The 2493-nt window shown below is 67.1% G+C and carries 2 protein-coding genes; both read left to right on the forward strand.

Annotated elements, in window-relative coordinates; genetic code table 11:
• On the forward strand, window positions 1–911 hold a 911-nt coding region (locus VKH46_05545; protein ID HKB70288.1), incomplete at its 5' end, for an amino acid permease.
• Window positions 912–1028: 117 nt separating this feature from the next.
• Complete coding sequence (gene glnA / locus VKH46_05550) at window positions 1029–2417, forward strand: type I glutamate--ammonia ligase (protein HKB70289.1); 1389 nt, start codon at window positions 1029–1031, stop codon at window positions 2415–2417.
• The last annotated feature ends 76 nt before the right edge of the window (window positions 2418–2493 follow it).

Here is a 2493-nt window from a genome sequence, read left to right on the forward strand (position 1 = left end):
GTTTCCAGACGGTCGTCACGGCGGCGAAAGTGGCGGGTCTGGCGGCGATCGTCATCGGCGTCTTCTTTTTCTCGCGCGGCGGGTCGTGGGCGCACTTTTCGCCGGTCGGGACGCTTCCGGCCGCGGGGCTTTCGGCGTTCGGCGCGGCGACGATGGGGGCATTCTGGGCCTACAGCGGGTGGAACTACGTCGCGATGGCCGGGGGAGAGGTCGCCCGGCCCGAGCGGAACCTGCCGCGCGCGATCCTCGCGGGAACGGTCCTCGTCGTGCTCGCGTACGCGGCCGTCAACGCCGCGTACTTCTACGCGCTGCCGGCCGCCGAGATCGCCGCGTCGAGCTCGACGCGGTATCCCGAAGCGGCCCCCGTCGCGACGAAGGCCTCGGAGGTCTTCCTCGGCGGACGCGCTTCCGCCGCGACGGGCGCGCTGTTCCTCGTCTCGGTGGTCGGCGGCCTGAACGGCGTCGTTCTCGCGGTGACGCGGCTGCCCTACGCGATGGCCCGGGCGGGGCTGTTCTTCGCGCCGTTCGGACGGCTGAGCCGCCGGACCCGCGTTCCGGTCGTGTCGATCGTCATCGCCGCCGTGTGGGCCTCGGTCCTCGCCTGCAGCGGCACGTTCGACGAGCTGACGAACATGGCGATCAGCGGCTACGCGCTGTTCTACGCGCTCACGGCCGTCTCGCTCTTCGTGCTCCGGCGAAAGCTCCCCGACGCTCCCCGTCCCTATCGCGCGTGGGGTTACCCGGCGGTCCCGGCGCTCTTCGTCGCGGGAATGCTGCTCCTCCTCGGCAACGCCTTTCGGACGAACGTGTTGGAGGCCTCCGCCGCCTTCGCCCTGATCGCCCTGGGAATCCCGCTCTACGCGTCCTTCCGGCGGCGCCCCGCACCCGCTGTCCCGGACGAACGCGCGTGAATGCACATGAGACTGTGCAAATTGTGCAGGATTCAGCGGTCACTTCGTCGCTTCGGGGTTGACTTTCGACCTCGTGACCATAGAATCCCGCAGTCCATGCAAAAAAAGGAGGACGCGATGGCGAAGGGCAACGGCGGCAAGGGGGGGAAGGTGTTGAAGTTCGACGCGGCGGGACCCGGACTGACGAGGTCGGAGATCCTGAAGGTCTGCGAACGGGAGAACGTGCGGTTCATGCGACTCCAGTTCACCGACATCCTCGGCATCATCAAGAACGTCGAGATCCCGCGGTCGCAATTCGCGAAGGCGCTCGACGGCGAGATCCAGTTCGACGGATCGTCGATCGAGGGATTCACCCGGATCGAGGAGTCCGACATGAACCTCGTGCCGGACCTCGACACGTTCGCGATTTTTCCCTGGTACCACAAGGAGGAGGGGGTCGGGCGGCTGATCTGCGACGTCCACAACCCGGACGGCAGCGCGTTCGCCGGCTGCCCGCGCCTCACCCTGAAAAGGCAGATGGACAAGGCCGCCGCGCTCGGCTACACGATGGTCACGGGACCGGAAGCCGAGTTCTTCCTCTTCCGCCGCGGCCCCGACGGAAGCCCGGTGATCGACACGCACGACGAGGGCGCGTACTTCGACCTGACGCCCGTCGATCGCGGAGAGGACGCCCGCCGGGACATCGTCGTCGCCCTCGAGCAGATGGGCTTCGAGGTGGAAGCCGCGCACCACGAAGTCGCGCCGGGGCAGCACGAGATCGATTTCAAATACGCCGACGCCGTCACGACCGCCGACCGCGTTTCCACCTTCCGCTTCATCGTCAAGAAAGTCGCCCTCGACCACGGCCTCCACGCCACGTTCATGCCGAAGCCGATCTTCGGGGTCAACGGCTCGGGGATGCACGTCCACCAGTCGTTCCTCGACTCGAAGGGAAACAACGCGTTCTTCGACCCGAAGGCGAAGTGGGAGCTCTCGAAGACCGCCCTTCATTACACCGGCGGGATCCTGCGGCACGCGACGGCCTTCGTCGCCGTGACGAACCCGCTCGTCAACTCCTACAAGCGGCTGGTGCCCGGCTACGAGGCGCCGGTCAACGTCGCCTGGTCGATGCGCAACCGCTCGCCGATGATCCGGGTGCCCGCCCGCCGCGGCATGGGGACGCGCATCGAGGTCCGGATGCCCGATCCCTCCTGCAACCCCTACCTCGCGTTCGGCGCGATGCTCGCTTCCGGCATGGACGGGGTCAAGCAGCGGATGGACCCGGGCGAGCCGATCGACCGCAACATCTTCGAGATGTCGCAGCGCGAGAAGCGTCGCCTGAAGATCGACGAGCTGCCGGCGAATCTCTCCGAAGCGTGCGACAACCTGGAGAAGGACTCGGTCGTCAAAGACTTCCTTGGCGAGCACATCCTGACGCACTTCCTCGAGGCGAAGCGCTCGGAATGGGCGGAGTACATCTCGAAGGTCCAGCCCTGGGAGACGGAGCGGTACCTGGACAAGTATTGACTCTCGGCCGCGGCCGAGAGCCAATACCTCACCCCCGGCCTTCGGCCACCCCCTCTCCAGCTGGAGAGGGGGACCG

This window comes from Thermoanaerobaculia bacterium, from assembly GCA_035260525.1.
In the GTDB taxonomy this organism is placed as follows: Bacteria; Acidobacteriota; Thermoanaerobaculia; order UBA5066; family DATFVB01; genus DATFVB01.

Coding starts and splice junctions, on each gene's coding strand:
- glnA (HKB70289.1), top strand. CDS start 1,029: ATGGCGAAGGGCAACGGCGGCAAGGGGGGGAAGGTGTTGAAGTTCGAC.